The sequence below is a fragment of the Candidatus Methylomirabilota bacterium genome (assembly GCA_035315345.1).
Taxonomy (GTDB): domain Bacteria; phylum Methylomirabilota; class Methylomirabilia; order Rokubacteriales; family CSP1-6; genus CAMLFJ01.
Genome location: DATFYA010000016.1, coordinates 86,680 through 108,239 on the forward strand (window position 1 = coordinate 86,680; position 21,560 = coordinate 108,239).

20 protein-coding genes are annotated in these 21,560 nt (G+C 71.5%); 13 read left to right on the forward strand and 7 right to left on the reverse strand.

The features are described from left to right. Nucleotides 1-2: 2 nt before the first annotated feature. Nucleotides 3-2,312, reverse strand: coding sequence for an RpiB/LacA/LacB family sugar-phosphate isomerase (locus VKN16_02845; GenBank protein ID HME93143.1), 2,310 nt, complete (start codon nucleotides 2,310-2,312; stop codon nucleotides 3-5). Nucleotides 2,313-2,333: 21 nt separating this feature from the next. After that, nucleotides 2,334-3,800: a gluconokinase gene (locus tag VKN16_02850; GenBank protein ID HME93144.1), complete on the reverse strand. Its 1,467-nt coding sequence runs from the start codon at nucleotides 3,798-3,800 to the stop codon at nucleotides 2,334-2,336. A 94-nt stretch (nucleotides 3,801-3,894) separates the two neighbouring features. Between VKN16_02850 and VKN16_02855 the strand changes: the two genes are divergently transcribed. From VKN16_02855 to VKN16_02865, 3 genes are all read left to right on the forward strand, one after another. Further along, nucleotides 3,895-4,182 carry a hypothetical protein gene (locus tag VKN16_02855; protein ID HME93145.1) on the forward strand — a complete coding sequence of 96 codons (288 nt, stop codon included), beginning with the start codon at nucleotides 3,895-3,897 and terminating at the stop codon, nucleotides 4,180-4,182. A gap of 81 nt (nucleotides 4,183-4,263) precedes the next feature. After that, a complete protein-coding gene (locus VKN16_02860) occupies nucleotides 4,264-4,425 on the forward strand; it encodes a hypothetical protein (GenBank protein ID HME93146.1) in 162 nt (53 codons plus the stop codon). Between the two features lie 6 nt (nucleotides 4,426-4,431). Next, nucleotides 4,432-5,481, forward strand: a complete 1,050-nt coding sequence (locus VKN16_02865) for a hypothetical protein (GenBank protein ID HME93147.1) — start codon at nucleotides 4,432-4,434, stop codon at nucleotides 5,479-5,481. On the opposite strand, the gene VKN16_02870 is transcribed toward VKN16_02865, so the two are convergent. Next, nucleotides 5,444-6,370: an EamA family transporter gene (locus VKN16_02870; protein ID HME93148.1), complete on the reverse strand. Its 927-nt coding sequence runs from the start codon at nucleotides 6,368-6,370 to the stop codon at nucleotides 5,444-5,446. The genes VKN16_02865 and VKN16_02870 overlap by 38 nt on opposite strands. Before the next feature lie 18 nt (nucleotides 6,371-6,388). On the opposite strand from VKN16_02870, the gene VKN16_02875 reads away from it, so the two are divergent. From VKN16_02875 to VKN16_02915, 9 genes are all read left to right on the forward strand, one after another. Continuing rightward, nucleotides 6,389-7,297 carry an NAD(P)-dependent oxidoreductase gene (locus VKN16_02875; GenBank protein ID HME93149.1) on the forward strand — a complete coding sequence of 303 codons (909 nt, stop codon included), beginning with the start codon at nucleotides 6,389-6,391 and terminating at the stop codon, nucleotides 7,295-7,297. After that, nucleotides 7,294-8,199 carry a 3-hydroxyisobutyrate dehydrogenase gene (gene mmsB, locus VKN16_02880; protein ID HME93150.1) on the forward strand — a complete coding sequence of 302 codons (906 nt, stop codon included), beginning with the start codon at nucleotides 7,294-7,296 and terminating at the stop codon, nucleotides 8,197-8,199. The genes VKN16_02875 and mmsB overlap by 4 nt, the downstream gene beginning before the upstream one ends. Nucleotides 8,200-8,217: 18 nt before the next feature. Further along, on the forward strand, nucleotides 8,218-11,499 hold the full coding sequence (locus tag VKN16_02885) for a DUF748 domain-containing protein (protein ID HME93151.1): 3,282 nt from the start codon (nucleotides 8,218-8,220) through the stop codon (nucleotides 11,497-11,499). Between the two features lie 48 nt (nucleotides 11,500-11,547). Next, nucleotides 11,548-11,871: a GYD domain-containing protein gene (locus VKN16_02890; GenBank protein ID HME93152.1), complete on the forward strand. Its 324-nt coding sequence runs from the start codon at nucleotides 11,548-11,550 to the stop codon at nucleotides 11,869-11,871. Nucleotides 11,872-11,878: 7 nt separating this feature from the next. After that, complete coding sequence (locus VKN16_02895; GenBank protein ID HME93153.1) at nucleotides 11,879-12,352, forward strand: 4Fe-4S dicluster domain-containing protein; 474 nt, start codon at nucleotides 11,879-11,881, stop codon at nucleotides 12,350-12,352. Continuing rightward, nucleotides 12,352-13,704 carry an FAD-dependent oxidoreductase gene (locus VKN16_02900; protein HME93154.1) on the forward strand — a complete coding sequence of 451 codons (1,353 nt, stop codon included), beginning with the start codon at nucleotides 12,352-12,354 and terminating at the stop codon, nucleotides 13,702-13,704. The genes VKN16_02895 and VKN16_02900 overlap by 1 nt, the downstream gene beginning before the upstream one ends. Further along, on the forward strand, nucleotides 13,701-15,614 hold the full coding sequence (locus VKN16_02905) for an aldehyde ferredoxin oxidoreductase C-terminal domain-containing protein (protein HME93155.1): 1,914 nt from the start codon (nucleotides 13,701-13,703) through the stop codon (nucleotides 15,612-15,614). The genes VKN16_02900 and VKN16_02905 overlap by 4 nt, the downstream gene beginning before the upstream one ends. A gap of 17 nt (nucleotides 15,615-15,631) precedes the next feature. Further along, nucleotides 15,632-15,958, forward strand: a complete 327-nt coding sequence (locus VKN16_02910) for a MoaD/ThiS family protein (protein HME93156.1) — start codon at nucleotides 15,632-15,634, stop codon at nucleotides 15,956-15,958. Between the two features lie 79 nt (nucleotides 15,959-16,037). After that, nucleotides 16,038-16,307 (forward strand): ABC transporter substrate binding protein, encoded by a 270-nt coding sequence (locus tag VKN16_02915; protein ID HME93157.1) that lies wholly within the window; start codon nucleotides 16,038-16,040, stop codon nucleotides 16,305-16,307. A 24-nt stretch (nucleotides 16,308-16,331) separates the two neighbouring features. Here VKN16_02915 and VKN16_02920 read toward each other — a convergent pair whose 3' ends face one another. From VKN16_02920 to VKN16_02930, 3 genes are read right to left on the reverse strand one after another with little or no spacing between them, the layout of a single operon-like run. Next, the gene (locus VKN16_02920) at nucleotides 16,332-17,498 is read right to left on the reverse strand and encodes an acetylornithine transaminase (protein ID HME93158.1); all 1,167 of its coding nucleotides are present in this window, start codon (nucleotides 17,496-17,498) and stop codon (nucleotides 16,332-16,334) included. Then, nucleotides 17,495-17,986: a GNAT family N-acetyltransferase gene (locus tag VKN16_02925; protein HME93159.1), complete on the reverse strand. Its 492-nt coding sequence runs from the start codon at nucleotides 17,984-17,986 to the stop codon at nucleotides 17,495-17,497. The genes VKN16_02920 and VKN16_02925 overlap by 4 nt, the downstream gene beginning before the upstream one ends. A 42-nt stretch (nucleotides 17,987-18,028) precedes the next feature. After that, nucleotides 18,029-18,526 carry an arginine repressor gene (locus VKN16_02930; GenBank protein ID HME93160.1) on the reverse strand — a complete coding sequence of 166 codons (498 nt, stop codon included), beginning with the start codon at nucleotides 18,524-18,526 and terminating at the stop codon, nucleotides 18,029-18,031. Nucleotides 18,527-18,656: 130 nt separating this feature from the next. Between VKN16_02930 and VKN16_02935 the strand changes: the two genes are divergently transcribed. After that, nucleotides 18,657-19,202 carry a DUF2939 domain-containing protein gene (locus VKN16_02935; GenBank protein HME93161.1) on the forward strand — a complete coding sequence of 182 codons (546 nt, stop codon included), beginning with the start codon at nucleotides 18,657-18,659 and terminating at the stop codon, nucleotides 19,200-19,202. Between the two features lie 9 nt (nucleotides 19,203-19,211). Here VKN16_02935 and VKN16_02940 read toward each other — a convergent pair whose 3' ends face one another. Continuing rightward, complete coding sequence (locus VKN16_02940; GenBank protein ID HME93162.1) at nucleotides 19,212-21,359, reverse strand: anthranilate synthase component I; 2,148 nt, start codon at nucleotides 21,357-21,359, stop codon at nucleotides 19,212-19,214. Nucleotides 21,360-21,560: the final 201 nt, after the last annotated feature.

Below are 21,560 nucleotides of genomic sequence, written 5' to 3' on the forward strand. Positions count from 1 at the left end.
GCTCACAGCCTCTTGGTCAGCCCCGCGACCATCTGCAGCAGCTGCTGCAGGGCCGGCGACTGCTTGCCGGTCAGATGGAGCCGGATGACCCGGCGCGCGCCGTCGCGCAGGCTCTGGAGATCGCCCAGGGCCTGGGCCGACTTCAGCGTCGAGAAGCCGTAGCCCGCGCCCGGGATCGCCAGGTCCTCGCGATCGTCGCCGGTGATCTGGATGAACAGGCCGCTGGTCGGGCCGCCCTTGTGTAGCTGGCCCGTGGAGTGGAGATACCGGGGGCCCCAGCCCACCGTGGTGGCGACGCGTAGCCGATCGCGCAGGGCCACCCGCATCTCCTGCAGCGCGCGCCCGGCCTCCGCGGTCGGGGTGAGATAGGCCTGGATCGCGAGATAGTCGCCGGGGGCGGCCATGGCCAGGTGGGCGGCCAGCCCGCGGCTCACCGAGCCCGGCTTCTTGTTCGACTTCGTCATCAGCACGATGCCGTCTTCCTCGACGTCGGCGGGCCACTCGGGCAGCCGGTGGGAGCGCCGCCACTCGGTGAGCAGCGCGGCCGCGTTCTCCTTGGCCCGCGCCACGTCCGGCTCGTCGAAGGGATTGACCCCGAGGACCGCCCCCGCGGTGGCGGTGGCCAGCGCCCACCGGAAGAACTCGGCGCCCAGGTCCATCGGATCGCGCAGCACGAGACGCAGCACCGGATGTCCCGCGTCGGCCAGCTTGGCCAGTGCGCCGTCGTGCGCGTCGTCGCCTTCCAGCACGAGGGCCACGAAGACGCGGTCGTCGCCGTAGACGGTCGGCGGGCCGAGCGGCTCGTCCACCACCGGCACGAGGCCGGTGCCGTCCTTGCCGAGCGACTCGGCGAGCAGCTGCTCGATCCAGCGGCCGAGGCCGCGGATCTTCTCGGACAGCACCAGGGTGACCTTGTCGCGGCCGGCCCGCGCCAGCCCGGCCAGCACCGCGCCCAGCTGCACCGCCGGATTGCCGCGCACGCCCACCTCGTTGCCGCAGGTCTCCACCATGGTGTTGGCGCGCTCGAGCAGCACCTTGATGTCCACGCCGATCAGGGCCGCCGGCACGAGGCCGAAGAGGGACAGCGCCGAGTAGCGCCCGCCGATGGAGGCGGGGTTCAGGAAGGTGCGCCGGAAGCCGGTCTCGGTGGCCAGCTTGTCCAGCGGCCGGCCCGGATCGGTGATGGCCACGAACTGCATGCCGGGCCGCGGCGAGGAGGCGGCCTCCACCTGGCCGCGGAAGAACGCGTACGCGGCCATGGTCTCGGCGGAGGTGCCCGACTTGCTCGCGACCACGAACAGGGTGCGGCTCAGGTTGATGGAATCGGCCACGTGCTTGACCGCGCCCGGATCGGTCGAGTCCAGCACGAGCATGTCCGGGAAGCCCATCTTCGAGCCGAACGTGTCGTTGAAGACCTCGCCGGTCGACGACGATCCGCCCATGCCGAGCAGCACCACGTGCGAGTACTGCAGGCGGCGCACCTCGTCCGCGAAGCCCCGGATGTCCTCGGAGTGGCCGCGCATGATCGTGGGCGAGGTGAGCCAGCCGAGCCGATTGCGCACGGTGGCGGCGTCGCCCTTCCAGAGCGTGGCGTCCTTCACCCAGAGTCGGTCGAGGAACTCGCGGGCCTCGAGGAACCGCAGCGTCTCCTCCACCGCGGGCAGCTTGAGCGGATCCGGCAGGACGAGCGGCGGAGCGGTGACCGCGGGGGCGGCCGGAGCCGGGATGGGCTCGGGAGCGACGACGACCGGTGGCGGCGCCGCCGCTGTCGGCGCCTCACGCCGCGTCGGGGCCGGGCGCGGCATCCCGGGCTCCGGGCTGACCTTCGCGTCGGTCCCGGGCTTGAGCGGGGCCTTGTCGGCGCCGAGGAGCCCGGCCTCCAGCTGCCCGATCTTGGTCATCTGCCGCGTCTGCTGATCGCCGGGCTCGTACGGGGTCGTGATGAACGTCCGGGCAATCTCGACCGCGGTCTTGGAGTCCAGGTCGGCCGCGGCGAGGCAGAGCACGTTGGCGTCGACCTCCTCGCGGCTGCGGCGCGCCGAGGCGGCGTCGTGGCAGAGCGCGGCGCGGACGCCCCGCATCTTGTTGGCCGCGATCACTCCCCCCGCACCCGAGCCGCAGAGCAGCACGCTGGCGTCCACGAACCCCCGGAGCACGGCCTGGCCGACCGCGCGCGCGAAGTCCGGATAGTCCACGGGCTCGGACGAGAACGTGCCCAGGTCGAGGACATCGTGTCCCTCGGCCTCGAGGGCGCTCACCAGGGGTTCTTTGAGCGGAAAGCCGGTGTCGTCGCAGCCGATCGCGATTCGCATGGGCCCGCGGCGTCTATTCTCTCAGGAGTCCTGAAAGCCGACAATGTTGTCGTAGAGCCGTCGCTGTCGCCGGCGGGCCACCTGATACTTCGCATGAATGCCCGGGTCGGGACGCAAGATCCGGACCGGATCCGCGGGCGGTGGGGTCTGCACCCCGAGCGCTTCGAGCGTGAGGATGGCGGCGCCTCGGGCGGACGCCTCCGTGTCGGGACTCAGCCCGATCGGCACGCCCAGGGCATCCGCGATGATCTGCGCCCAGGTCGGGGAGTGCCCGATCGCCCCGCCCGAGCCGATCACCCGATGCTCCGCAGCGAGGGGTCGCAGCCGGTCGTAGATCTCGGCCAGCCGGAGCGCGACGGCTTCCAGCAGCGCCCGGGTGATCTCGACGGCATCCGTGGCCAGCGACATCTCGGCCAGCGCGGCGCGGGCCTCGGGGCGCCAGCCCGGGCTGCGCTCGCCCGCGAGGAACGGCAGCGCGGTGAGCCCGTGGCCGTCGGGCGGCACCGCGGCCAGCGCCTGTTCCAGCGCCGCGTCGTCCGCGGGCAGCGCGAGCGTCTTGCGGCACCACGCGAACACGTTGCCGCCCTCGGACGTGGCCCCGCCGACCAGCGCGCGCCGGCCGTCCACGCGATAGCGCCAGAGCCCCGACGGCGTCGCGCGGTGCGCGCCGAGGCCCTCGGGCCGGACCACGCGCAGGGCCGCCGACGTCCCGACGTTGAGCGCGATCCGGTCCGGTCCCGCGCAGCCCGATCCCATGTTCGAGCAGGCCCCGTCGCCGTGAGCCGGATACCAGGGCACGCGCGCGACCGCGGGCCAGCGCTCCGCCCACGGCGCGATCAGCCCGACCCGCGGCTCATCGTCGATCGACGGCAGCGCGTCCGCCGCGATGCCCGCGGCCTCCAGCATCACGCGGTCCCAGCCGCCTCTCTCCTGGTCGAGCAGGCCGGTGCCCGAGGCCATCGAGAGGCTGCATTGCCACGAGCCGGTGAGCCGCGCGTGCAGGACTTCGGCGAAGCCGCCCCAGCGCGCGGCACGGGCGAACACCTCGGGCCGGGTCTCGCGCAGCCAGCGCAGCTTGGCGGGAAAGAACGTGGAATGGATCGGCGTGCCGGTGCGCTGCAGGACCGCGCGCGCGTCCAGGTCGCGGCGCAGCGCCCGCGCGGCGGCCGCGCTGCGCGTATCCGCCCAGGTGAAGACGGGGGTGAGGGCGCTCCCCGACCGATCGAGCCCGATCAGGCTGTGCCAGAAGACCGAGGCGCCGACGCCGGCGATGTCGCGCGCGGCCCCGCCGCAGCCGGCCAGGCACTCGTCGAGGGCGCGGACGACCGCGTCGAGCAGCGCGTCGGCGTCCAGCTCGACGCCCCCATCGGGCGTGGTGCGCGGCTCGTACGCCACGTGCCCCTCCGCGTCGGGCCGCGCGCGGCCGCGCTCGTCGTAGATACGCGCGCGGGTGGAGCTGGTGCCGACGTCGAGCGCGAGGACGAGCATGTACGGTACTATACGACTTCGTGGACCGGGCTCGGAGCGTCGCGCCCCGATGGACCCGGAGCGCTGCTGACCGCTGACTGCAGGAGAGCGAGCCATGTCCCTTGTCACCGTGCTGAGCCCGGTGGGCGAGCTGCGGACGGCGACCACGGCGATTCCGCCGTTGCCCGCCGATCTCCGTGGGCTGACCGTCGGGTTCCTCGACAACACCAAGCACAACTTCGACCGCCTCGTGACCGGCATCGGCGAGCTGCTGAAGGAGCGCCACGGGGTGGCCCGGGTGGTGATCCGCCGCAAGGCCAACGCGGCCACCGGCGCCGCGCACGACATCGTCGAGGCCCTGTCCAAGGAGTGCGATGTCGTCTTCGCGGGCTCCGCGGACTGAGGCTCCTGCACGTCGTGGAGTCTCCACGACTCGCTGGAGCTGGCGAAGGCGGGAACCCCCGCGGGACTGATCACCACCACCGTGTTCCAGCGCCTGGCGCTGGGTGAGATGGCCGCGCTCGGCGCCACCGGGCTGCCGCTGCTGGTCATCCAGCACCCGCTCGGGGGCGAGGCGCCCGAGGGCGTCGGCCGGCGCGTGCAGCAGGCGGTGGAGCAGCTCGACGCGATGCTCGGCGGCCGCTGAGCCGTCATGAGCGAGGCCGCCGGCGCGACCCTGACCCTCCCGGAAGAAGACGTCTACTCGGAATTCTGCAAGCGGGAGTGGTGCGACGGGTTGCCGTTCATCCCCCCGACCCCCGAGCGGGTGCGCGCGATGCTGGCGGGGGCGCGCACCAAGCCCGCCGAGACGCTCGGGGTGATGCCACCGCTCTGGCGGGATTGCACGGTGGAGAAGCTGGCGGTCAACGCGGTGATGGCCGGCTGTGAGCCCGCGTACTTCCCGGTGGTCGTCGCCGCGGTCCAGGCGATGCTCGACCCGGCGTTCAACCTCTATGGCGTGCAGGCCACCACGCATCCGGTGGCGCCGCTGGTGGTGGTCAGCGGGTCCTACGCGCAGACGATCGGCATGCACACCGGGTCCGGGCTCTTCGGGCCCGGCTTCCGGGCCAACGCCACCATCGGCCGCGCCATCCGCCTGATCCTGATGAACGTGGGCGGCGGCTGGCCGGGACGCGGGGACATGGCGACGCAGGGCAGCCCGGCCAAGTTCGCCTACGCCGTCGCGGAGCGCGAGGACTCGCCGTGGGAGCCGCTGCACGTGGCGCTCGGGTTCAAGCCGGAGCAGAACGTGGTCACCGTGTTCGGCGGCGAGGGGCCGCACAACGTCAACGACCACGTGTCCACGACCGCGGCGGGCATCCTGAACAACGTGGCCGACGTGGCGACCAGCCTCGGCTCCAACGTGGGCTGGTACCTGTCGCAGAGCCAGCTCCTGGTGGTGCTGGGGCCCGAGCACGCGGCGACGGTGGCGGCGGACGGATTCACGCGGGCCGACGTGCAGCGCTTCGTCTTCGAGCACGCGCGGATGCCCCTCGGGCGAATGAAGCTCGGTGGCATGTGGGGCATGCACGACTGGCCGCACTGGATGAACAAGGTCACCGACGAGTCGGTCCGGCTGCCCCGCGTGCCGACCGCGGACGACGTCTACGTGATGGTCGGCGGCGGGTCGGGCAAGCACTCCTGCGTCGTGCCCAACTGCACGTTCAGCCGTGCGGTGTCCCGCCCGCTCGATCGCCTCTGACCTGACCCCGCGTGAGCACGACGAGGGCGGCGAGGAGCAGCAGCGCGCCGATCGCGCCGGCCGCGCCCAGGCGCTCGCCGAAGACCGCGAGGCCGAGGGTGGTGGCGGTGAGGGGCTCGAGCAGCGAGACGATGCCCGCCGCCGTCGCGGGCACGCGCCCCAGCCCCGCGGTGAACAGCGCGTACGCGATCGCGGTGGGCCCCACGCCCAGGTAGAGCAGCAGCGGCCATCCCGCGCTCATCGCGCGCATCGGGGCTGCCTCCGCGAGCAGCGCGGGCGCGAGGAGCACCGCGGCGAGCGCGAAGGTGATCGCGGCGACCGCGAGCGGCGTGACGCGCGCCAGAAGCCCCTTGGCGGCCACCGCGTACACGGCGTAAGATACCCCCGCGCCGAGCGCCAGTAGTGCCCCCAGCCCGAAGTGGCCCGCGACGTCGTCGAGCCCGCGCGGGCCGACCACGAGCAGCGCGGTCCCGGCCACCGCCATTCCGAGGGAGAGCCTCACCATCGCGGTGAGTCGCTCGCCGAGGAAGACGGCGGCCAGCACCGCGATCAGGAGCGGCGCGGAGCAGATGGCGAGCAGCGCGGCCACCGCCACGCCGACGAGGGTGACCGCGCGGAAGTAGCAGACCTGGTATGCGGCCATGGCCAGGCCGAGCGCGGCGCAGAGCGGCAGATCGGCGGCGGACGGCCACGGCCGACGGCTCGAGGGCGCGCGGCGGCGCGCGACGTAGACGGCGGCGAGCACCAGGAACGGCGCGGCCACCGCGAGCCGGCACCAGCCGACGAGGAGGGGCGAGGCGGCGACCTCACGCGAGAGCAGCGTCATGGTGGCGCCGGTGGTTCCCCACGAGGCGGCCGCGATGGCGATGAGCAGCAGGCCCAGCAGCATGCGAGGAGTAGACCACACATGAGCGAGATGATCGGCTTCATCGGGCTGGGCAACATGGGCGCGCCGATGGCGGGGCGCCTGCTGGATGGAGGCTACGCGTTGACCGTCCACGACGCGCGGGAGTCGGCGGCGCGCCCGCTGCTGTCGCGCGGGGCCCACTGGGCCGCCTCGCCTGCGGAGGTCGCGGCGGCCGCCCAGACCGTCATCACGATCCTGCCCACCTCGCGCGAGGTGCGTCAGGTGCTGATGGGCCCCAAGGGCCTGCTCGACGCGCTACGGCCCGGCAGCCTCGTGCTCGAGATGACCTCGGCCGATCCGTCGGCCACCCGCGACCTGGAGCCGGAGGTGACCGCGCGCGGCTCGGTCCTCATCGATGCGCCGGTCTCGGGCGGCGTGCGCGGAGCGACCGAGGGCACGCTCGCCATCATGGTGGGCGGCGATCCCGCGCTGCTCGAGCGCGCGCGCCCGGTGCTCTCGCGCATGGGCCAGCACATCTTCCACGCCGGGCCGGTGGGCGCCGGCCACGCGATCAAGCTGGTCAACAACATGTGCTCGGGCGGCATCCTGGCCCTCACCATCGAGGCGGTCGCGGTCGCGGCCCGCGCCGGCGTCGATCCCGCGCGCGCGGTGGAGATCATCCAGGCCTCCAGCGGCCGCTCCAACGCGAGCGACTACAAGTTCCCGCGCTTCATCCTGTCCGGCGGCTTCGACGCGGGCTTCGCGATCCGGCTGATGATGAAGGACCTCGACGGCTACGGCCGTCTCGCGCAGGAGGCGGGCGTGCCGTCGCCGGTGGCCCGCGCCGCCGCCGAGGTCTATCGGCTGGCGATGGCGCGAGGCATGGGAGAGGAGGATCATACCGCCATCGCCCGGATCATCGAGGAGGCGGCGAGGGTGACACTCCGCGCCGAGGGAGGCACGGCATGACGCGCATCGGCTTCATCGGCGTCGGAACCATGGGGCTGCCCATGGCGAAGAACCTCGTGAAGAAGGGCTTCACGGTCACCGCCTTCGATGCCAATCCCGACGCGGTGAAAGCGGCGGCCGCGGCGGGCATGACCGCGGCGGCCAGCGCGGCGGAGGCGGTGGCCACCGCGGATCTCGTGGTGACCATGCTGCCCTCGTCGCCGCACGTGGAGGCCGTGTATACGGGCGACGGCGGCGTGCTCGCGGCGGCCCGGAAGGGTACGCTCTGCGTGGACATGTCCACCATCGACCCCGCCGTGTCCCAGCGGGTGGCCCGGGCCGCCCAGGAGCGGGGCGTGCGCTTCATGGACGCCCCGGTGTCGGGCGGCACGCCGCGCGCCACCGACGGCACGCTGGCCATCATGGTGGGTGGGGCCGCCGCCGATTTCGAGGAGGCGCAGCCCGCGCTCTCGGCCATGGGCGCCAACGTCATCCACGTGGGGCCGGTGGGCAGCGGGGAGGTCGTCAAGCTCTGCAACAACCTGATCGCGGGCGTGTGCGGGGTGGCGGTGAGCGAGGCGTTCCGGATCGCGGAAGGCTTCGGCATGGATCCCAAGGTCGTCACCGACGTGATCTCGAAGTCCTCCGGCAACACGTTCCTCATGGGCTTCATGCACCCGGTGCCCGGCATCATGCCGAGCGCGGCCTCCAGCCACGATTACGCGCCGGGCTTCATGACCGATCTCATGTGCAAGGACCTGGGCCTGGCGGTGGACGCGGCGCGAAATCTGAGAGTGCCGCTCTTCGTGACCCCGGCCGCCCAGCAGGTCTACCGGCTCGCGTCGTCTCACGGGCTCGGCCGGCGCGACTTCACGAGCGTGTATGCCTTCCTCAAGCCCTCCTCGGGTCAGGCTCCCGTGTAGGCTCACGGATCAGACGTCATGAGCCGCCGGCTGAAGCGCGCGCTGATCGTCCTGGCCGCCCTGCTGGTGGCCGGTGCGGCGTTTCTCTGGGCGCTGCCCGAGATCGTCAAGTGGCAGGCGGTCAAGCAGATCGCGGCGCTCACCGGGCGGCAGGTCGGCATCGAGGACATCGACGCCAACGTCTTCACGGGGCGGATCGCGATCAAGAACTTCCGCCTCGCCGAGCCGGACCCCGCGCAGACCTTCGTCGGATTCGAGCGCCTCGACGTTCGGGTCGTCCCGTGGTCGCTCGTGCGGCGCACGATCCGCATCGCCGAGCTGCGGCTCACCGGCCCGACCGTCAACCTGGTGCGGCTGTCGCCGACCGAGTTCAACTTCTCCGACATCCTGCAGCGGGTGGCCGCCGCACCCGCCGCGCCCAAGGCCCGGTCGACCGAGCCCGACGCTCCGTCGCGGTGGGTCGTCGCGCTCGACCAGTTCGCCCTGATCCGGGCCAGCATCGCGGCGACCGACCGGGCGGTGACGCCCGCGAGCGAGTGGAAGATCCGCGATCTGACCATCGAGGCCGGCAACCTCACCACCTCGCCGTCGGGGCCGCTCGGCACCCTGGCCGTGCACGGCGCCCTCAACGAGTCCCCGGTCGAGTTCTCCGCGCAGGACATCGACCTCACGCCGACCTCCTTCGCGGGGAAGTTCTCCATCCAGAACTTCAACCTGCTCCAGGTGCGGCCGTACCTGCCGCCGCTGCCCGTCGCGCTGGAGGCCGGCGTGGCGGGCGTGAACATGGCGGTCAAGCTCGAGCTGGGCAAGGGGCCGGGAGGGCTCGCCACCGGGCTCGTGACCGGCGACGTCGCGCTGACCTCGCTCGCGCTGAGCCAGCCCGGGAAGGCCGCGCCCTTCCTGAGCGTGCCGCGCGTCGGGGTCGCGCTCAAGGAGGTGAACCTCGTCTCCCACGTGGTCACGCTCTCCACGGTGGACGTCGAGGGCCTGGATCTGCGCGCGGTCCGCGACAAGCAGGAGCAGATCGACCTGATGGACCTGACGAAGACGCCGGGGGAGAGCAAGCCGGCGAGCCCCCCCGCGCCGGCGCCGAAGCCTTCGCCCAGGCCGGCTCCCAAGTCCGATCCGGCCGCGACGAATGCGCCGGCCGCGGCGGCGAAGGGTGAGTCGCCGGACTACAAGATCACGATCGAGAAGATCGGCGTGAAGGGCGTCGTCACGTTCACGGACGAGTCGGTGTCGACGCCGCCGACCGTGCTGAAGGTCACGGACCTGGACGTGAAGGTCGACGACGTCACGTGGCCCGCGATTCGCCCGCTGAACCTGGCCCTGACGATGGGGCTGCCCGGGGGCGGCAAGTTCGGGGCGAAGGGGCCCGTGCAGATCGAGCCGCTCGACGTCACCCTCGCGGTCACCACGCGCGACGCGCCCATCGAGCCCTATCGCGCGTACTTCCCGTTCCCGGCCAGCTTCTCGGGCAAGTTCAATGCCGACAGCCAGAACCGCATCCGGATGGTCAAGGGTCAGCTCTCCGCGCTCTCCCGCGGCAACAGCTGGGCCACCAACCTGGCGGTGAAGGGGCCCGACGACCGGGACGCGCCGTTGAAGCTCGAGCGGATGGAGCTCACCGGGATCGACTTCGGCTGGCCCACCCACGCGCGGGTCGCCAAGGTGCTGCTCCGGAAGCCGTCGAACGAGATCGACCGCGCGACGGACGGCTCGCTGAACGTGCAGGAGCTGTTCGCCCCGGCTCCCAAGCAGGGGGCCTCCGGCTCGACCGGACCGGCGAAGGCCAAGGCGCCGGCTCCCGCGCCGGGCGGAGCCCCGGAGCCCGACCTGCTCAAGACGATGGATCTCTCGTTCAAGGAGATCGTGATCGAGGACGGCTACATCCGCTTCCTCGACCACTCGACCACGCCGCCCTTCTCCAACGACATCTCGAAGCTCAACCTGTCGGTGAAGAATCTCTCCAACAAGGCGAGCCAGCGCGCGTCGGTGGACATGAAGGCGGTGATCGGCGGGGACTCGACGCTGGATGTCCGCGGGCAGCTCTCGGCAATCGGGGCGCCGACCTACGTCAGCATGAACACCCAGCTGAACAAGTTCGCGCTGCCGTCGGCGAACCCGTACGTGGACGGGGCGATCGCCTGGATCATCCGACGCGGCGAGCTGACCGCCAAGCTCGAGACCACCATCGACGGCGAGAAGCTCGACGCGAAGAACGACATCCTGATCGGCAATCTCAAGGTCGCCCGCTCCCGCCCGTCCGAGGAGGTCAAGAACCGGCTCGGGCTGCCGCTCGGGCTCGTGGTCGCCCTCATCAAGGATGGCGACGGCAACATCCACGTCAAGATCCCGATCACCGGCGCCCTGAACGACAAGCAGTTCGACTGGAGCGACGCGATCTGGACCGCGGTCCGGAACGTGATCGTCAACGTGCTGAAGGCGCCGTTCCGCGCCATCGGCGGCCTCTTCACGAGCGGCGACAAGATCGCAGAGCTCAAGGTCGATCCGATCATCTTCGCCGCCGGAGATGGTGCGCTGAGCCCGGAGATGGAGCGGCAGACCGTCCGGGTGGCCGACTTCCTGCGGCGCTCGCCCTACGTCGGCCTCACCCTCACCTCGGTGACCACGCCCGAGGACGTGGAGGCGCTGAAGACTCGCGAGGTGACGGCCAAGCTCGACCTCTTCCAGAAGGAGAAGAAGATCGGCGATCGGGCGCGAGCCATTCGCCGCTACTACGAAGCCAACTTCAAGGACGTGCCGATCCCGCCCACCGAGAGCGAGCAGATCGCGTGGCTGCGCCAGCGCGAGCCGGAGCCGATCGGACCGCTCGAGGATCTGCGCCGGCGGCGGCTCGAGGTGACCCGCGACCGCCTGGCCAAGGTCGAGGGGATTCCCGAGGCGCGGCTACAGACCCAGGAGGCCGGAGCGCCGCCGGCGGGCGCGCCGCCGGGAATCGGCAGCGCATCGGGCGCCGCCACCCCGGGGGCGGCGGCCGGCGGCACGCCCTCGCCGGCGGCTCCACCGTCGGGAGGTGCGTCGACGTCCAGTGCTCCCGCGCCGAGCGCGCCCGCGCCGGGCGCCGCGCCGCCGACTGGCGCGGCACCGGCCGCCGGCGGTGCTCCAGCCTCGGGCAACGCCCCCGCAGAAGGCAGCGCGCAGTCCGCGGTGGCCGCGGCCCCGGGGGCGCCGTCGTCGGGTGAGGCGGCAAGCGGCACGACCGGCGCGGCGGAGTCCGGGGCGAAGGGCCAGGCGGGCGGCCGGGTCGAATTCGGCATCGTTGGCGAGAGCGACTGAGCGCTTTGCTATACTACGCGCGACGTTCGCGCGTACGAGGAGGCGCACGTGGCCCACTATGTGATGCTGAGCACGCTGAGCGAATCCGGCCGGAAGGTCCTGCACGCCCGGCCGGGCTGGATCCGCAAGGTCAACCGGGAGCTGTCGCGGCGGGGCGCCAAGGTGCTCGCGCAGTACGCCGTGCTCGGCCCCTACGACTTCGTGACGATCCTGGAGGCCCCCGACAACGAGACGGTGTCGTCGATCTCCATCGAGATGGGCGCCCGCGGCTCGGTGCAGATGATGACGATGCCGGCGATCCCACTCGACACCTTCATCAATCGCCTCGAGCGCGGCCGGGCCGGGACGGGGCGGAAGGGGAAGCGGCGCTGACCGACCGATGAAAGTTCTCGCGCTCCATCCGGCCAAGTGCACCGGCTGTCTCCGGTGCGAGCTCGCCTGCTCCTACATGCAGACCGGTCAGTTCCAGCCGTCCAAGTCGGTGATCCGAGTCTCCCCGTTCGAGGGCTACACGTCCTACGCCCCCTACACGTGCACGCAGTGCGCGGAGGGCTGGTGCATGACCGCGTGCCCGGTCGGCGCCATCCAGATCAACACGGCCGGCGCGAAGGACGTGATCGACGACACGTGCGTGGGCTGCAAGCTCTGTACGATCGCGTGCCCCTACGGGACGATCTTCTACGACGGCGACACCCAGAAGGCCTACAAGTGCAACCTCTGCGGCGGCGCCCCCGCGTGCGCGAGCGCCTGCCCGACCGAGGCGATCACGTTCGAGGAGGCGGAGACCGCCGACTGGATCGGCGACTTCGCGGCCGACCGCACCGCCCGCGTGCTCGCGGTGGAGGCCCGCTGATGCCGGCCCGTCACCTGATCGTGGGCGGTGGCACCGCCGGGCTGAACGCCATCCGGACGGTACGCGAAGAAGAGCGGATGCGGGGCCTGGATCCGTCCGAGATCACCCTGGTCTCGGCGGAACGCTGCTATTCCCGCATGGTCCTGCCCTACTACCTCTGGGGGACCATCTCCGAGAGCCACGTGTATACGGCGACCCCGGCGGCCCTGACCGCGTGGAAGGTGAAGGCCCTCGTCGGGCGCAAGGCGAAGGCGCTCGATGCCGCCGCTCGGACGCTCACCCTGGACGACGACGCGACGGTCGAGTTCGACGACTGCCTGATCGCCACCGGCTCGCGCGCCGCGAAGGCCCCGATCCCGGGCGCGGACGGGCCGGGGGTGCACTGCTTCTGGACCCTCGACGAGGCCACGGACGTGATTGCGGCCATCGCACCGGGGAGTCGGGTGGTGATGATCGGGGCCGGCTTCATCGCGTTCACGATCCTGAACGCGATCCTGGCCCGGGGCGCCCGGCTCACGATCGTGGAAGTGGCGCCGCGCATCCTGCCTCGAATGGTGGACGACGCCTGCGCCGGCATCGTGCAGCGCTGGCTCGAGGCGCACGACGTGGAGGTGCGCGTCGGCGCGACGGTGACGAAGATCGAGCAGGCGGGCGGCCGGCGAAAGCTCTCCTTCAAACGGGGCGCGCCGCTCGCCGCCGACGTGGTGATCATGGCCACCGGCATCCGCACCAACCTCGAGTGGCTGCAGGGCTCGGGCGTCGAGATGGGCCAGGACGCCCCGGGCGGCATCGTCGTGGACGATCACTTGCGCTCGAGCGTGAAGACGGTCTACGCGGCGGGCGACGTGGCGTGCGGGCGCAACCTGATCACCGGCGCGGCCGAGGTGCACGCCATCGAGCCGACCGCGCAGGAGCACGGGCGGGTGGTCGGCGCCAACATGTCGGGCCGCGACGTGGCCTATCGCGGCAGCCTGCTCATGAACATCGTGGAGGTCGCGCATCTCGACGTGGCCTCGTTCGGCCAGTGGGAGGATCCCCAGGCCGAGGTCTACACCGCGCTGCGCGCCGGCCGCTCCGAGTACCGCAAGCTGCTCTTCCACGGCGGCCGGCTCACCGGCGCGGTCATCTGCGGGCCCGCCGAGGCGGTGTGGACCACCAACGACGTCGGCATGCTGAAGGGGCTCGTCTCCTCGGGCGTGGATCTCTCGCGCTGGAAGGCGCATCTGCAGGCGAACCCGTTCGACATCAAGCCCGCGTTCATCGCCTCGCACACGACCTCGCGGCTGCTGCCCGAGACCATTCTCGGCCGGCCCTCTCAATCCCCCTCGCTACCCCAGACGGTGGCCCTATGAGCCCGATGCCGACCATCACGCGGGGCGCGGCCAAGCCGGCGCCGACGCCGGTCTACGCCTACGCCGGCAAGCTGCTTCGTGTGAACCTCTCGACCGGGAAGGTCCGGACCGAGGCCTGGAGCGAGCCCGACCGGCGTGAGTACCTGGGCGGCATCGGCCTCGGCGCCAAGATCCTCTACGACGAGGTGGGGCCGAAGGTGCAATGGGATCATCCCGACAACCGGCTGATCTTCGCCACCGGCCCGCTGGCCGGCCTGCCGGTGTGGGGGACGGGCGGGCTCACCGTCGTCACGCGCGGGGTCCTCACCGGCGGCGCGACGTCGACGCAGGCCAACGGCTTCTTCGGCGCGGCGCTGAAGTACTCGGGTTACGACGCCATCGTGATGGAGGGGCAGGCCAGGAAGCTCTCGTACCTCTACATCAACGACGACGTCGTCGAGGTGCGGGACGCGGCGCACCTCCGCGGCAAGGACACGTGGGAGACCCAGCAGGCCCTCGAGGCCGAGCACGGCCTCTCCGGCCACCGGCTGTCGGTCTACGCGATCGGGCCGGCGGGCGAGAACCTGGTGCGCTTCGCGGCCATCCACGGCGACTACGGGCACGTGGCCTCGAAGAACGGCTGCGGCGCGGTGATGGGCAAGAAGAAGCTGAAGGCGGTGTGCATCGTGCGCGGGACGAAGGCGCTGGCCGCGCACGACACGCGTGGGCTCATCCAGGCGGCCGACGATATCGCGCACGACCTCAAGACCGATCCCTCCACCTCGACGCTCTACAACTACGGCACGCTGCCCGGGGTGGTGAACCTCTCGAAGCTCGGCGTGCTGCCGATCAAGAACTACACGACGAACCTGACCGGCGACGTGAACATGAAGGACTGGGAGGCACCCGCGCTCCGCGGCGACTTCGACCACCGCGGGCATCAGTGCAATGCCTGCGGGATGCGCCACTGCCACATCCAGGTCATTCCGAAGGGCCGCTACGCGGGCGAGCGGGTGGACGAGCCCGAGTACGAGGGCTGGTCGGGAGCGGGCTGGACGATCGGCCTGACCGACAAGTACTCGGTGTCCTGGCTGAACACCCGCATCGACCGCGCGTGCGTGGACGTCAACGAGTTCGGCTGGGTGTGCGGCTGGGTGATGGAGTGCATGGAGAAGGGCTACCTCACCGAAAAGCAGGTGGGCTTCCGCCTCACGTGGGGCGACACGGAGGGCGCCTACAAGCTGCTGCAGATGATCAGCCATCGCCAGGGCTTCGGCGACGTCCTCGCCGAGGGCGTCAAGCGCGCCTCCGAGAAGATCGGCGGCCCCGCCGCGGAGTGCGCGATCTACACCCAGAAGGGCGCGTCTCCGCGCGGGCACGACCATCGCGGCCGATGGGAGGAGATGCTCGACACCTGCACCTCGTCCAACGGGACCATGGAAAGCGCCAACCCGACCTTCCAGACCGAGGTGGGCGCGCCCGGCCGCATCAACCCGTTCGACGGCGAGCAGGTGGCGAAGCTGGTCGGCATGATCCGCGGCCGGCGCCATTTCGAGGACTCGCTCGGCGGCTGCACCTTCACGTTCCGGACGAAGATGGCCAACCTGGCGCGAGCCCTGTCCGCGGCGACCGGGTGGGACTATCGTCTGGAGGATGCGGTGCGCTTCGGCAATCGCACCGCCGCGATCCTGCGCGCGTTCAACCTGCGCTGCGGCATCGGCACCGCGGTCGAGTACCCGTCGGCGCGCTACGGCTCGCAGCCGGTGGACGGCCCGGCCAAGGACCACGACATCCGCAAGCAGTGGGACCGCATGCTGGACGTCTGGTACGAGACGGTCAACTACGACCGCAGGACCGGCAAGCCGAAGCGCGAGCTGCTGCGCGCGCTCGATCTCGGCTGGCTCGAGAAGGACCTCTACGGGGCGAAGTAGACGGGAGACCGCTGCAGTTGCCTGGCGAGGCGCAGCCGAAGGCGAGCCGAGCGAATATCGAAGTCACCACCTGGGTCACGAAGCACGTCGGGGGTGACGGCACCGGCTCGCGCGTCTTCGACGAGGACCTTCGGAGCGGCGACACCCCACGCACTCTCCTCCGCCGCTTCACCGCGCGCTTCCCGGAGCTGGACGCCGCCCTCTGGAGTCCCGACCACGCCGAGCTGGGCTCCCACATCGAGGTCCTGGTCAACGACGCGGTCCTCGGCGTCGCCTACGATCTGGACACGCCGCTGACCGGGGGCGAGCGGATCACCCTGCTCGGGCAGTTCATGGGCGGGTAGGGCTCGCTCACCAGGAGGCGGACCAGGACGCCGATGGCATCGGAGCGCGCGACGAAGACACTCTCACTCCACGGAGGAGCTGGCCAACCGGCACCGTGTGCCGCAGATGTTCGACACGAAGGACTTCGTGGAGGGGGGCGGGCTCATGTCCTACGGAGCCGATCTGGCGGATCTCTACCGCCGCTCCGCCGCGTACGTGGACAAGATCCTGAGAGGATCGCGCCCGGCGAGCATTCCGGTGGAGCAGGCGACGAAGTTCGAGCTGATCGTCAATCGCAAGACGGCGCGCCGACTCGGGCTGACGATTCCCCGATCCGTCATGCTGCGCGCGGACGGCGTGGTGGAGTGAGGCCCGCCGCGTCCACGTCCACGTCTACGTCTCTCGCAACACCCCCTCCAGCAGCTCCAGCATCCGGTCGATCTCGTCGCGGGTGACGTCGAGCGCCGGCATGAAGCGGAGCGTGTCCGGCCGCGGGGCGTTGATCAGCAGGCCGCGGTCGAGGGCGCTCCGGGCGACCTTGGCCGCGTCGAGCCCGTTCAGCTGGAGCGCGAGCAACAGGCCGCGTCCGCGCACCTCGCCATGCCCCAGGGTGGAGGAAAGCTGCCGGAGGCGATCGGCGAGATAGTCGCCGGTGGCGGTCACCTCGGCGAGGAATTCTGGGCGGGCCACCGTCTCGACCACCGCGGCGCCGATGGCAGTCATGAGGGCGGAGCCGTTGAAGGTGCCGCCCTGGTCGCCGTACTGGAAGCATGAAGCGGCGTCGGTGGCCAGCAGGGCGGCCAGGGGCACGCCACCGCCCAGGCCCTTGCCCAGGGTCACGATGTCGGGCGCGATGCCCGCGTGCTCGAACGCGAAGAGCCGGCCGGTGCGCCCGATGCCGGTCTGGATCTCGTCGAGGATCAGCAGCAGGCCCTCGTCCCGGGTGAGCGCGCGCAGTCCACGCAGGAAGTCGTCGCCGGCTTCGTAGACCCCGGCCTCGCCCTGGATGGGCTCCAGCATCACCGCGACGCTCCGGGGGGTGATCGCCCGCTTGACCGCGTCCAGATCGCCCAGCGGCACCTTGGTGAAGCCCGAGACCTTGGGCTCGAAGAGGGCCTCCCACGCGGGCTTGCCGGAGGCGGCCATGGTGGCGAGCGTGCGCCCGTGGAAGCCGTGGTCCATCGTGATGATGTGGAAGGCGCCGGCCCGATGGCGGGCGCCCCACTTGCGGGCCAGCTTGATGGCGCCCTCGTTGGCCTCGGCGCCGCTGTTGCAGAAGAAGACCTGGCCCAGGCCCGACGCGTCGGCGAGCAGGCGCGCGAGGCGGGCCATCTCCGCGTTGTAGTAGGCCGGGCTGCAGTTGATCAGGCGGGAGGCCTGGAAGGCGATCGTCTCCATGATCACCGACGGGCAGTGGCCCAGGCAGTTCACGGCCCAGCCCTGGACGAAGTCGAGATAGGTCTTGCCCTCCTCGTCCTCGAGCCAGGAGCCGTGGCCCTCCACCATGACGACGGGTGGCCGGTCCGCCACCTTCATGATCGCGCCCAGATCGGTGCTCATGTCGTGGTCCTCTCGGCGATCGCGGGATCGACGAGGCGGGGAGCCGCTGCCGGCCCGTAGGGATCCGGCGTCCGCCGCTCCATGAGGCGGTCCGGGTAGCGCGCCTCGCGGAACCCGTATTGCCGGTAGAGCCCGTGGGCGTCCCGCGTGAAGAGAGCCCACAGGCGCAGGTTCTGGAGCTCGGGATGGCTGGTGATGCCGGCCATCAGATGCTTGCCGATGTCGCGTCCGCGATGGCTCGGCAGGACGAACACGTCGGCCACGTAGGCGAACGTGGCCCGGTCGGTGATGACCCGGGCGAATCCCACCTGGACGTCCCCGTCGAAGGCGCCGAAGCAGATGGAGTGGCGAATGGAGCGCTCCACGACCGCGCGCGGGACGCCCTGGGCCCAATAGGATTCGGACAGGAACCCGTGGATCGTCTCGATGTCGAGACGTCCCTGGTCGGTCGAGACCAGGATGTTGCCGTGGCGCTGCTCGTGGATCATCGGCTCTCCTCTTCGAGTCGGACGAGATGGGGCGGGGCGGGATCAGCCGCGGCGGCCGCCGCCGGCGCGGGCGGGCGTCCGCTCAGTGCGAAGCCGTCGCTCGAGCCGCAGGGCGGCGGCGGGGCCGGGGGTGGCGACGAACACGGTGTCGTCACCCGCGATGGTGCCGACCACGTCGGGCAGGTCGGCCTCGTCCAGGGTGCGGGCGAGGGGCTGGGCGCCGGCGGGCGGCGTGCGCACGACGACCAGCGAGGCGGCGGCGCGCACGGACAGGACGAACTCGCCGACCGCGCGGGCGAGCGCGCCCTCGCGAGCCTCGGCGGGCACGAACGTGCCGGCGGTGGCGCTGACGTAGCCGGACGGGGTCTTGGCGAGCCCGAGCGCCTTCAGATCGCGGGACAGGGTCGGCTGCGCGACCTCGATGCCCCGGCGCTTGAGCCGCCGCTGCAGATCTTCCTGGGAGCGCACCCCGCCCTCGTCCACGAGGGCCAGAATGGCCCGACGCCGGCGGCCCCGGTCGTGCGCTGGATATATATTCATCTTGGTGAATATTAATACGCCAACCCGCCCGGGGTTGTCAAGCCGGTCACGAGCCCGGCGAGATTTGCGTCTCCGCCGGGCGATGGGGTAGCGTGACCGGGTGATGGCGCGGCGCGGGTGGGGATGGTCGGTGCCGGCGGTCCTGCTCGTGCTGATGGCCCTGGGCGGCCGCTACGCGTCCACCACCCCTCGCTACGCGCTCTATCACCTGGGCGCCGCGATGCAGCGGCACGACGTGGCCGAGGCCGAGCGCTACTTCGATGTCGAGCGCATCGCCGATACCGCGGCCGACGTCATCGCGGCGGACTACCTGAGCCGGCAGCCCGCGCCCACCACCGAGGCCGAGGCCAACGGGCGGCGACTCGTGGTGACGCTCATCAAGCGCCGGGTACGTCCGCAGCTCATCGCGCGCGTGCGCGCGGAGATTCGCCGCAGCGTGGAGCGCGCCGGCGTGCAGCCCGCCGCGGTCGCGCTACCGGTCGGGGTGGTGGCGGTGCTGCGCGCGTTTCACGTCGCGAGGCAGGGCGGCGATGCCTGGGTGACGTACCAGGATCCCCACGAGGGCCCGATCCGGTTCCGGATGAGCCGCCAGGCCGGCCAGCCCTGGCGCATCAGCGAGCTCGATCCGGAGTGGGTGCGGCGCCGGGCCCGGGAGGAGCCGATCCGGATCCGGTAGCCGCCCGGCTCAGCGCGACGCGATCAGCCGGTCCACCACGTTGCGGAGCAGGCGGAGCCCCAGATCGTCATCGACCGACATGATGGACTCGGGATGGAACTGCACCGCGGCCACCGGCAGGCTCGCGTGCTCGATCGCCATCACGACGCCGTCCTCGCTCTCCGCGGTCACCTCGAGGGCCGCCGGAAGCTTCTCGCGAATCGCGAAGAGCGAATGATAGCGGCCGGCGGTGAACTCCTTGGGCAGTCCCTCGAAGAGCCGGCCGCCGCGAACGTGGATGCGCGACGCCTTGCCGTGGACCGGGTAGTCGAGCACGCCGAGCGTGCCGCCCCAGTGCTCGACCATGCCCTGAAGCCCCAGGCAGACCCCGAAGGTGGGCAGACCGCGGTCGAGCAGGGCGCGCAGCGTGCCGGAGACGTCGAAGTCGGCGGGTGTTCCCGGTCCCGGCGAGAGCACCACCAGATCGGGTGAGAGATCGTCGAGCGCCCGCGCGGGAAAGCCGGCGCGGAGCGTGATCACCTCGGCGCCGGTCTGGCGCAGGTAGTTCGCCAGGGTGTGCACGAACGAGTCCTGATGGTCGACCAGCAGCACGCGACGGCCGGCGCCGGGCCGCGGCGGATCGACCCGTGGCACGGCCTCGTTGCCGCGCGGCCGCCGGATGGCGTCGAGGAATGCGGAGGCCTTCAGCCGCGTCTCCTCCTCCTCCGCGTCGGGATCCGAATCGTAGAGCAACGTGGCGCCCGCGCGGATCTCCGCCGCCCCGTTCTTGATCCGGATGGTGCGCAGCGTGAGGCCGGTGTTGAGGCTGCCGTCGAAGCCGATGAGGCCGACCGCGCCGCCGTACCAGGCGCGAGAGGAGCGCTCGTGGTCCTCGATGAACTGCATGGCCCACGCCTTCGGCGCCCCGGTGACCGTGACCGCCCACGCATGCGCCAGGAAGGCGTCGAGGGCGTCGAACTCCGGACGCAGCCGGCCTTCCACGTGATCGACGGTGTGGATGAGGCGCGCGTACATCTCGATCTGGCGACGGCCGATCACCCGCACGCTGCCCGGCACGCAGATCCGCGACTTGTCGTTGCGGTCCACGTCGGTGCACATGGTCAGCTCCGACTCGTCCTTGGACGAGGTGAGCAGGGCCAGGATCTGCGCGGCGTCGCCCATGGGATCGCGGCCGCGCGCGATCGTGCCCGAGATGGGACAGGTCTCCACGCGGTCGTCGTCGACCCGCACGTACATCTCGGGCGAGGCGCCCACCAGATATTCCGCGTCGCCCAGGTTCATGAGGAACCCGTAGGGCGCCGGGTTGCGCTCGCGCAGGCGGAGGAATAGCTCGGAGGGCGGCGAGGGGCACGCCTCGAAGAACGTCTGGCCCGGCACCACCTCGAACAGGTCGCCGCGCTTGAACGCCTCGCGGGCGACGCGGACGACCGCCGCGTATTCGCCCGGCTCGTGGTCGGCGCGACGGGCGACCTCGGCGGCGCCCGCATAGGGGGTCGTGCTCCCCGCGCGCGGCCGGCCCACCGTGGTGAGCCCGCCCGCCTCGAAGTCGTAGCGGCGACGCTGGGCGACTTCACGGCGATGGTCGACGATGACGAGCTCGTCCGGGAGGTAGAGCACCAGATCCCGCTGGTCGGCCGGGCGCGGGAGCCGGGGACGGATGGGCTCGAACTGGAAGGCCAGATCGTAGCCGAACGCGCCGTAGAGGCCGAGGTGCGGCTCGTCGCCGTGGTGGAAGAGATCGACGAGCACGCGGATCGCCGAGAAGACCGACGGCTGGCGGCTGCGCGCCTCCTCGGTGAAGCCGGCCGCGGGCCGGCGCACCGTCAGGGTGAGCGAGCTCTCCGCGCGGTCGAGCGTCTCGATGGCGTCGAGGCCGCCGAGGGCGTCTGCGATGGCGGGCAGCAGCACCGCGCCGCGTGCGTTCAGCGTCTCCACGCGCAGCCCGCGGCCGCGGGCCACCAGCACGAGCGGCGGATCCACGAAGCCCATGTCCCACCGCGTATAGCGGCCGGGGTACTCGTAGCTCGAGGCGAGCAGGATCCCGCGGCGCGAGTCGAGCGCCTCGATCACGGGCTCGATCGCGTCCTTGACCGGGATGGCCTCGACCGTGCGGTGAACGTGGATGCCCCGACGCGTCATGTAGCGGTCGGTCGTCATGGTGCCCATCTCCTCTCGTCGAGGAGCCGATCCGCGCGGGGCCTTCTCAGCAGAAGAGCCGCCCGCGGGGGCGGCTCCGATCTCGCATTCAGGTGCTCGTGCGTGCGCTGGTCGGCGGGACCACCCCTCAGGGGAGGGGCCACCACCACATCCAGGTCGCAGCCGAGCGCGTGCGGCTCACGGCCGAGAGCCTCGCAGGTG

Coding starts and splice junctions, on each gene's coding strand:
- VKN16_02845 (HME93143.1), bottom strand. CDS start 2,312: ATGCGAATCGCGATCGGCTGCGACGACACCGGCTTTCCGCTCAAAGAA.
- VKN16_02850 (HME93144.1), bottom strand. CDS start 3,800: ATGCTCGTCCTCGCGCTCGACGTCGGCACCAGCTCCACCCGCGCGCGT.
- VKN16_02855 (HME93145.1), top strand. CDS start 3,895: ATGTCCCTTGTCACCGTGCTGAGCCCGGTGGGCGAGCTGCGGACGGCG.
- VKN16_02865 (HME93147.1), top strand. CDS start 4,432: ATGAGCGAGGCCGCCGGCGCGACCCTGACCCTCCCGGAAGAAGACGTC.
- VKN16_02870 (HME93148.1), bottom strand. CDS start 6,370: ATGCTGCTGGGCCTGCTGCTCATCGCCATCGCGGCCGCCTCGTGGGGA.
- VKN16_02875 (HME93149.1), top strand. CDS start 6,389: ATGAGCGAGATGATCGGCTTCATCGGGCTGGGCAACATGGGCGCGCCG.
- mmsB (HME93150.1), top strand. CDS start 7,294: ATGACGCGCATCGGCTTCATCGGCGTCGGAACCATGGGGCTGCCCATG.
- VKN16_02885 (HME93151.1), top strand. CDS start 8,218: ATGAGCCGCCGGCTGAAGCGCGCGCTGATCGTCCTGGCCGCCCTGCTG.
- VKN16_02895 (HME93153.1), top strand. CDS start 11,879: ATGAAAGTTCTCGCGCTCCATCCGGCCAAGTGCACCGGCTGTCTCCGG.
- VKN16_02900 (HME93154.1), top strand. CDS start 12,352: ATGCCGGCCCGTCACCTGATCGTGGGCGGTGGCACCGCCGGGCTGAAC.
- VKN16_02905 (HME93155.1), top strand. CDS start 13,701: ATGAGCCCGATGCCGACCATCACGCGGGGCGCGGCCAAGCCGGCGCCG.
- VKN16_02920 (HME93158.1), bottom strand. CDS start 17,498: ATGAGCACCGATCTGGGCGCGATCATGAAGGTGGCGGACCGGCCACCC.
- VKN16_02925 (HME93159.1), bottom strand. CDS start 17,986: ATGATCCACGAGCAGCGCCACGGCAACATCCTGGTCTCGACCGACCAG.
- VKN16_02930 (HME93160.1), bottom strand. CDS start 18,526: ATGAATATATATCCAGCGCACGACCGGGGCCGCCGGCGTCGGGCCATT.
- VKN16_02940 (HME93162.1), bottom strand. CDS start 21,359: ATGACGACCGACCGCTACATGACGCGTCGGGGCATCCACGTTCACCGC.